9 protein-coding genes are annotated in these 7,582 nt (G+C 69.3%); 5 read left to right on the forward strand and 4 right to left on the reverse strand.

What is annotated here, in order from left to right; translation table 11 throughout:
- Nucleotides 1–161 precede the first annotated feature (161 nt).
- Nucleotides 162–944: an isoprenyl transferase gene (locus ACWIDW_RS13350; RefSeq protein WP_454125805.1), complete on the reverse strand. Its 783-nt coding sequence runs from the start codon at nucleotides 942–944 to the stop codon at nucleotides 162–164.
- A 138-nt stretch (nucleotides 945–1,082) separates the two neighbouring features.
- On the opposite strand from ACWIDW_RS13350, the gene trhA reads away from it, so the two are divergent.
- Together trhA and ACWIDW_RS13360 are read left to right on the forward strand one after the other, a co-directional pair.
- The gene (gene trhA / locus ACWIDW_RS13355; protein WP_454125816.1) at nucleotides 1,083–1,769 is read left to right on the forward strand and encodes a PAQR family membrane homeostasis protein TrhA; all 687 of its coding nucleotides are present in this window, start codon (nucleotides 1,083–1,085) and stop codon (nucleotides 1,767–1,769) included.
- 43 nt (nucleotides 1,770–1,812) lie between these two features.
- Nucleotides 1,813–2,286, forward strand: a complete 474-nt coding sequence (locus ACWIDW_RS13360; protein ID WP_454125806.1) for an S-ribosylhomocysteine lyase — start codon at nucleotides 1,813–1,815, stop codon at nucleotides 2,284–2,286.
- A gap of 27 nt (nucleotides 2,287–2,313) precedes the next feature.
- Here ACWIDW_RS13360 and ACWIDW_RS13365 read toward each other — a convergent pair whose 3' ends face one another.
- Nucleotides 2,314–2,559, reverse strand: coding sequence for a hypothetical protein (locus ACWIDW_RS13365; protein WP_454125807.1), 246 nt, complete (start codon nucleotides 2,557–2,559; stop codon nucleotides 2,314–2,316).
- Between the two features lie 71 nt (nucleotides 2,560–2,630).
- Between ACWIDW_RS13365 and ACWIDW_RS13370 the strand changes: the two genes are divergently transcribed.
- Both ACWIDW_RS13370 and greA read left to right on the forward strand, forming a co-directional pair.
- Nucleotides 2,631–3,017 carry a DUF4307 domain-containing protein gene (locus ACWIDW_RS13370; protein WP_454125808.1) on the forward strand — a complete coding sequence of 129 codons (387 nt, stop codon included), beginning with the start codon at nucleotides 2,631–2,633 and terminating at the stop codon, nucleotides 3,015–3,017.
- Between the two features lie 121 nt (nucleotides 3,018–3,138).
- Nucleotides 3,139–3,627 (forward strand): transcription elongation factor GreA, encoded by a 489-nt coding sequence (greA, locus tag ACWIDW_RS13375; RefSeq protein ID WP_454125809.1) that lies wholly within the window; start codon nucleotides 3,139–3,141, stop codon nucleotides 3,625–3,627.
- 62 nt (nucleotides 3,628–3,689) lie between these two features.
- Here the strand turns inward: greA and ilvA are convergent, their stop codons facing one another.
- Together ilvA and ACWIDW_RS13385 are read right to left on the reverse strand one after the other, a co-directional pair.
- Entirely contained in the window at nucleotides 3,690–4,937 is a 1,248-nt protein-coding gene (ilvA, locus tag ACWIDW_RS13380) for a threonine ammonia-lyase (RefSeq protein ID WP_454125810.1), read from the reverse strand.
- Nucleotides 4,934–6,133 carry an AI-2E family transporter gene (locus ACWIDW_RS13385; RefSeq protein WP_454125811.1) on the reverse strand — a complete coding sequence of 400 codons (1,200 nt, stop codon included), beginning with the start codon at nucleotides 6,131–6,133 and terminating at the stop codon, nucleotides 4,934–4,936. Before ACWIDW_RS13385 ends, ilvA begins: the two co-directional genes overlap by 4 nt.
- Nucleotides 6,134–6,250: 117 nt before the next feature.
- Between ACWIDW_RS13385 and ACWIDW_RS13390 the strand changes: the two genes are divergently transcribed.
- Nucleotides 6,251–7,465 carry a winged helix-turn-helix domain-containing protein gene (locus ACWIDW_RS13390; protein ID WP_454125817.1) on the forward strand — a complete coding sequence of 405 codons (1,215 nt, stop codon included), beginning with the start codon at nucleotides 6,251–6,253 and terminating at the stop codon, nucleotides 7,463–7,465.
- The last annotated feature ends 117 nt before the right edge of the window (nucleotides 7,466–7,582 follow it).

A 7,582-nucleotide genomic window follows, 5' to 3' on the forward strand; every position in this document is an offset into this window, starting at 1 on the left:
CGACCAGGGTCACGAGTCGCGAACCTGGAGGCCGACCCGACCGGACACGGTGTCCGATGCCATGAACGTACTTCCGCCCGGCGCGCACGCCGGGAGACACGCGGAACAGATCGGTGACGTTCCGGTGAACGACGAGGGTCAGGATGCCGAGGCCGGCGGCGTCACCGTCCGTATCGGCGGTCGCGGTCGGCGAAGTCGCGGATGGCCCGGAGGAAGTCGACCTCGCGCAGGTCGGGTCCGAGCGCCTCGACGAAGTAGAACTCGCTGTGCGCGCTCTGCCACAGCAGGAAGTCGCTCAGCCGCTGCTCACCGCTCGTGCGGATGACGAGGTCCGGGTCGGGCTGGCCACCGGTGTACAGGTGCTCGCCGATCATCTCGGGGGTGAGCTGCTCGGCGAGATCCTCGAGGGTGCCGCCCGAGGCGTTGTGCTTGCCGATGATGCTGCGCACCGCGTCGACGATCTCGTTGCGGCCGCCGTAGCCGACCGCGAGGTTCACATGCAGCCCGCTGTGCCCGCTGGTGCGCTCCTGCGCCTCCGCCAGCACCCGCGCCAGCTCCGGCGGCAGGATGTCGGCGCGCCCGACGTGCTGCACCCGCCACTCGCCCTGCTCGGCGAGCGTGTCGGCGAGCTCGGCGATGATCTCGATGAGGTCGCCGATCTCCTTCGAGTCGCGCTTGAGCAGGTTGTCGGCCGAGAGCAGGTAGAGCGAGACGACCCCGATGCCCAGCTCATCACACCAGCCGAGGAACTCACGCATCTTCGCCGCCCCGGCGCGGTGACCGGCCGCGGCGCTGTCGAACCCGAGCTGACGAGCCCATCGACGGTTGCCGTCGATCATCATCGCGACGTGATGCGGCGCCTTCGACACGTCGATCCGCCGCCGCAGGCGTCTTCCGTAGAGCCGATAGAGGGGTCCCCGTCCCGAGCTCTCGCGTGCAGTCACGTGCCTACGCTACCGCCACCCACCCTGAGCCTGCGGCCGCACTCAGGACATGTACTGCTGGCGGCATGCGCGCGAACGTAGAGTGAGCGCGTGAGCACCCGCCCCTCTGACAACACCGACGTCCCCGAGCTGCCCCTGATGGAAGCGGCCGCGGTCGACGCGGTCGTCGAGGTGAGGCCGACCTGGCGAGGCTGGATCCACGCCGGCACCTTCCCTGTCGCGATCGTCTCCGGCGCCGTGCTCATCACCGTCGCCCAGGGGGCGCCTGCCAAGTGGGCCGCGGCGGTCTTCATGGTCACCTCGATGCTCCTCTTCGGCAACTCGGCGCTGTACCACCGCTTCGATTGGGGTCCGACGACCAAGGCTGTGCTCAAGCGCATCGACCACGCCAACATCCTGCTGCTGATCGCCGGCACGTACACTCCTCTGGCGGTACTCGCCCTGCCTCCGCAGAAGGGCCTGGTGCTGCTGATCGTCGTGTGGAGCGGGACGGTGCTCGGCATCCTGTTCCGGGTGTTCTGGATCAACGCCCCGCGCTGGATGTACGTCGCCCTCTACCTCGCACTCGGCTGGGCCGCGGTGATGTACATGGTCGACCTGCTGCAGGCGAACGTCGCCATGATGGTGCTCGTCTGCGTCGGAGGCCTGCTGTACACCGCAGGTGCGGTGGTCTACGCGATGAAGAAGCCCAACCCCTGGCCGGGGCATTTCGGGTTCCACGAGATCTTCCACGTGTGCACGGTGCTCGCCTTCCTCTGCCACTGGACCGCGTGCCTGCTCATCTCGCTCGATCCGCTCTCCCCCTCACTGGGCTTCGGCGGCTGACCCGGGTTACGCTCGAATTCCGCGTCAGAGCAGAGGAGCGACAATGGCCGAAGTCGAGAGCTTCACCCTGGACCACACCGCCGTCAGAGCGCCATACGTGCGACTCATCAGCGTCGAGCACGGACCGAAGGGCGATGCGATCTCGAACTTCGACGTGCGCTTCGTGCAGCCGAATGAGGGTGAGATCCCCACGGCGGGTCTGCACACCATCGAGCACCTGCTCGCGAGCGTGCTCCGCGACCGCATCGACGGGCTGATCGACATCTCGCCGTTCGGATGCCGCACCGGATTCCACGCGATCTTCTGGAGAGAGCCCGCGGTCGCCGACGTCGTCGCAGCCGTGCGCGGCAGCCTGGAGTTCATCGCCGACACGGCCGAGTGGAGCGACGTGCCCGGCGTCTCGGCCGTGGAATGCGGCAACTACCGCGACCACAGCCTGCACAGCGCGAAGGAATGGTCGAAGGTCATCCTCGATCAGGGCATCAGCCTCGACGCGTTCGAGCGCGTCGGCGTGTGACGCCCATCGGCGTGGGACGCGCGGGTCTCAGCGCCCGTCGTCGTCGCGGTCGGCCTGGTCGCGCAGCGCCGCCTCTTCGGCATCCAGCTCTTCGCGCACCTCTTCGCGGTAGCGCACCTTGCGGATGCGACGGTTCATGTCCCAGATCAGCAGCACGACGGCCGCGACGATGATGACGATGATCGCGAAGCCCGCGAACCCGGGCGTCACCGAGTTCGGGTCGACCGTCATCGACGGCGTCGGCATCGGGGTGGTCTCACCGAACAGGATCATGGTCCGCCTTCTTCTCACAGGTCTAATAACCTGGAACTCCAGCCTATCCGCCGTCCAGACCCGGGAGAGACGTGACCACCGCGCGCGAACTCGATGAACGATACGGCCGCACGCCTCGGCGACGCCTGCCCTGGATCATCTTCGGCGCCGCCGCCCTGGCGGTCGTCGTCGCCCTCGGCTGGACGATCGTCGCGCAGCAGATGAACGCGGTGGATGCCGATGATCTCGGCTTCACCGTGGTCGACGCGCACAGCGTCGACCTGCGCTTCCAGTTCACCGCGCCACGGGGCGCCGACGTCGCGTGCGCCGTGGAGGCGCTCGACGAGGAGTTCGGCGTCGTCGGGTGGAAGATCGTCGAGATCGCCGGCGGCGAGCACCACACCAAGGGCGTCGCCGTCGGCATCCCGACCGTCGCCGAGGCGACCACCGGTTTGGTGAAGACTTGCTGGGTCGCCTAGAATCATCCGAAAGATGACCGACGCCCCGGCCGATACCGGGGCGTCTTCTCATATCCCACGGGTCGCGAGACGGCCCGGATCCCCGAAGCCCCCGAAGGGGCCCGCACCGAAGGAGCAGGCTGTGTCCACAGACGCTCAGGTACCTTTCCTCACCCAGGAGGCCTACGACCGGCTCGTCGACGAGCTCGAGCACCTCTCGACGGTGGGCCGTGAAGAGATCGCCGCCCGCATCGAAGCGGCCCGCGAAGAGGGCGACCTCAAGGAGAACGGCGGCTACCACGCCGCGAAGGACGAACAGGGCAAGCAGGAGGCGCGCATCCGCACCCTGCAGCAGCTGCTGAAGACGGCGAAGGTCGGCGAGGCGCCCACCAGCCGCGGCATCGTCGAGCCGGGCACCGTGGTCACCGCGATCGTCGCCGGCGACGAAGAGGTCTTCCTGCTCGGCAGCCGCGAGATCGCCGCCGGCGGCGATCTCGACGTGTACAGCGAGGCGAGCCCGCTCGGCCAGGCCATCATCGGCCTGAAGGTCGGCGACAAGTCGAGCTACGAGGCGCCCAACGGCCGCGCCATCAGCGTTGAGATCACCGGCGTCGAGACCTACACCGGCTGACGCGCCGAGAACGACGAACGGCGGGGTGCCCCAGGGCATCCCGCCGTTCCGCGTCTTCCCGGTCAGTCCGGCACGACGACGGGCGCGAAACCCGCCTGCCGAAGCGTCTGAAGAGCGAGTTCGGTGTGCTCGGGGCCGCGGGTCTCGATCGAGAGCTGCAGGATCATGTCGCTGATCTGCAGACCGTGCCCGTGACGGGTGTGCAGCACCTCCATGACGTTGGCGCCCGCCTGCGCGAGCAGATCCGACACCTTCGCGAGCTGACCGGGTCGGTCGGGAAGCGGCACGCGCACGGTCGCGTACCGGCCGGATGCCGCCAGCCCGTGCGCCACGACGCGCTGCAGCAGCATCGGATCGATGTTTCCGCCGGAGAGGATCGGCACGGTCACGCCCGCGTCGTGCACCTTGCCGGCGAGGATCGCGGCCACGCCCACGGCGCCGGCGGGCTCGACGACGACCTTGGCGTGCTCGAGCAGCACCAGCAGCGCTCGGGCGATGTCGTCTTCGGTGACCGTGACCACCTCGTCGACGAGTTCGCGGATGATCTCGAACGGCACGTCTCCCGGTCGCGCGACCAGGATGCCGTCGGCGATCGTCGGATGCGTCTGGATCTCGACGGGTGTCCCCGCTTCCAGCGACGGGGGCATCGCGGCCGCGTTCTCGGCCTGCACGCCGATGACCCGCACGGTGCGGCCGGCCGCCGCAGCACCTGCCTTCACCGCGGCCGCGACCCCGGCGATCAGTCCGCCGCCGCCGATGCCCATGATCACCGTGTCGACGTCCGGGACATCCTCCATCACCTCGAGGCCGAGCGTGCCCTGGCCCACGACGATGTCGCGATGGTCGAACGGGTGGATCAGCACGGCGCCGGTGCGCTCGGCGAACTCGGCGGCGAGGCGCAGCGATGTCGCCACCGTCTCGCCCTCGAGCACGACCTCGGCGCCGTAACCGCGGGTGGCGAGCAGCTTCGGCACGGGCACGCCGAGCGGCATGAAGATCGTCGCCGGGATGCCCAGCATCTGAGCGGCGAGTGCCACGCCCTGCGCGTGGTTGCCCGCCGAGGCGGCCACCACACCCCTGGAGCGCTCCTCCTCCGTCAGACGCGACAGACGGTAGGTCGCCCCGCGGATCTTGAACGACCCGGTGCGCTGCAGGTTCTCCATCTTGAGCATGACGGGCGAGCCGAGCGTCTCGCCGAGCGCGCGCGACAGCTCGGTCGGCGTGCGGGAGATCACACCGGCGAGGCTCTCGGCCGCGGCGGTGAACTCGGCAAGGCTCGGGACGGCGGCGACGCTGGGGACTGCGGTCATCGATTCCTCCTCTGCCGCTCACGCGGCACTGTGCTCCAGATGAGATCTTCAGGCGCCGGTTCGCGCCCGGTGCGCCATGCGCCCGAGCCGATGGTGACGGCCGCCACGTTGACGAATGCGGCGAGCGGAACAGCGAACAGGGCGCCGGGGATGCCCGCGATCATCGCTCCGCCCGCCACGACGAGCACGACCGCCAGGGGGTGCACCTTGACGGCCGAGCCCATCAGGATCGGCTGCAGGATGTGACCTTCGAGCTGCTGCACCAGCAGCACCACGCCGAGCATGAGCAACCCGATCACCGGGCCGTTGTACACCAGAGCGAGGAACACCGCCACTGCGCCGGTGACCACGGCGCCCACGATGGGCACGAACGACCCGAGGAAGACGAGCACGGCGACGGGGATGGGCATGGGCACCCCCAGAAGCGCGGCACCGACGCCGATGCCCACCGCGTCGATGGCGGCGACGAACATCTGCGTGCGCGCGTAGTCGACCACCGTCGCCCATCCGTTCCGCGCCGCCACATCGGCCGCAGGGCGTGCCATTCGCGGGAACAGCTTGAGCGTCCACCGCCAGATACCCGCGCCGTCGGCGAGCAGGCAGATGAGGATGAACAGCGAGAGCAGCGCGCCGGTGACGATGTGCGCGGCTGTTCCGGTGACGGCGAGCGCGCCGTTCAGCAGCAGATCGGCCTGCTCGTTCAGCAGGCCCATCCCCTGCTGGATGTAGCCGTCGATCTGCGCTTCCGTGAGATGCAGCGGACCGTCGAGCAGGAACGTGCGCACCTGCTGGATGGCATCCATCGTCTTGGCCTGCACGTCGGGAAGCTGAGTGCGCACCTGCCAGATCACCAGCCAGAACAGCCCTGTGACCACACCCAGCGCCCCCAGAACGGTCACCGCGATCGCCAGCCATCGGGGGAAGTGCGCGCGCAGCATGAGCTGGAAGGCCGGCCACAGCAGCGCCGTGACCAGGATGCCGACCAGCAGCGGGATGACCAGGAGCTTGAGCAGCATCACCAGCCAGATGAACAGCGCGATCAGGCCGGCGATCACCAGCAGGCGCCAGGCGTATGCGGCGGTCACGCGCAGGGGCGCAGGCACAGCGTCGTCGGCCCTGGGCGCCACCGTGCGGCCGAGCACGGGCGGCTGATACCGGAAGGGGTTGCGGAACCGCGGCCTCGGATCGTCGCTCATCGTGCAATTCTACTGACGCCTCGAATCGCCCTCGCGCCGGATGTCGGCGGGTGGCGCTACTCTGACGCGGTGACGGCTCCACCCTCGAACACCCTCAGCGCCACCGAAGCGCGCCGCATGACACTGGCGGCGCAGGGGTTCTCCCGACGCCGGCCGGATGCCGTGGCCGCGCGCCACCTGCACCGGGCGATGTCGCAGTTGGGAGTGCTGCAGATCGACTCGGTCAACGTGTTCGCCCGCTCCCACTACATGCCGATGTTCTCGCGGCTGGGGCCGTACAACCCCGCCCTGCTCGATCGCACGTTCGTGTCGCGGACGACTCACTACGTGGAGTATCTCGCCCACGAGGCGACGTTCATGCCGATCGCGGACTGGGCGCTGTGGGACTTCCGCATGCAGGAGTGGCGCGCGCGAACGGAGCGGCCGGGTGGATGGGGCCGAGTGCACAGCCGGACCCTCGACTGGGTGCGCGACGAGCTGCGCGCACGAGGCCCGCTGCGCCCCGCAGATCTGCGCGACGACGCGCCCCGCGAGCGCGGCTCGTGGTGGGACTGGGACGACGCGAAGATCGCGCTCGAGCACCTGTGGCGCTGCGGCGAGGTCGCGATCGCCGGCCGCGCCGGGTTCGAGCGGCGCTACGGTCTGGCATCGCAGATCATCCCGTCCGCGATCCGGGAGGCCGCCGTTCCCCGTGATGACGCTGTGCGCGAGCTGGTGCGGCGCGCGGCGCGCTCGTACGGCGTCGCGACGATCGCCGACCTGAACGATTACCACCGGCTGCGGGATCAGAGCGCGGTGCGAGCGGCGGTGGCCGATCTGGTCGACTCGGGTGAGCTGGAACCGGTCCGGGTACGCGGGTGGGAGCGCGGGGGAAGACCGATCCCTGCGTGGCGGCATCGTGACGCGGTGCTGCCCCGGCGCATCGATCGAGCAGCACTGCTGACCCCGTTCGACCCGGTGGTGTGGTTTCGGGATCGGGCGCTGCGGGTGTTCGACTTCGACTACCGCATCGAGATCTACGTCCCCGCCGACCGGCGTCGCTACGGGTACTACTCCCTGCCGATGCTCGTCGGCGACCGCGTGGTCGGGCGCGTCGACCTCAAGGCCGACCGGGCCGCGTCGACGCTGCGCGTGCAGTCGGCGTGGTGGGAACAGCACGCCGTGCCGCAGACGGATGCCGGGCGCGTCGCTGACGAGCTCGCGCGTGCAGCGCTCTGGCAGGGACTCGATCGGATCAGCGTGTCGCGCTGGGGTGACGCGGCGGACGACCTCGCCCGCGCGCTGCCCGGCGCCGAGACATCGGTCGAACGGCACGTGCACCCGCGGGAATAACGAACGCCCCGTCCGGTGGCGGGGCGTCAGTGTTTTCGGTGTTTCGACTCGCAAGCTCGCTCAACCTTGACACGAAGAGGCTCAATGCGACTTCGTCGCATTGAGCCTCTTCATGTC

It is taken from the genome of Microbacterium sp. NPDC055312 (assembly GCF_053645675.1).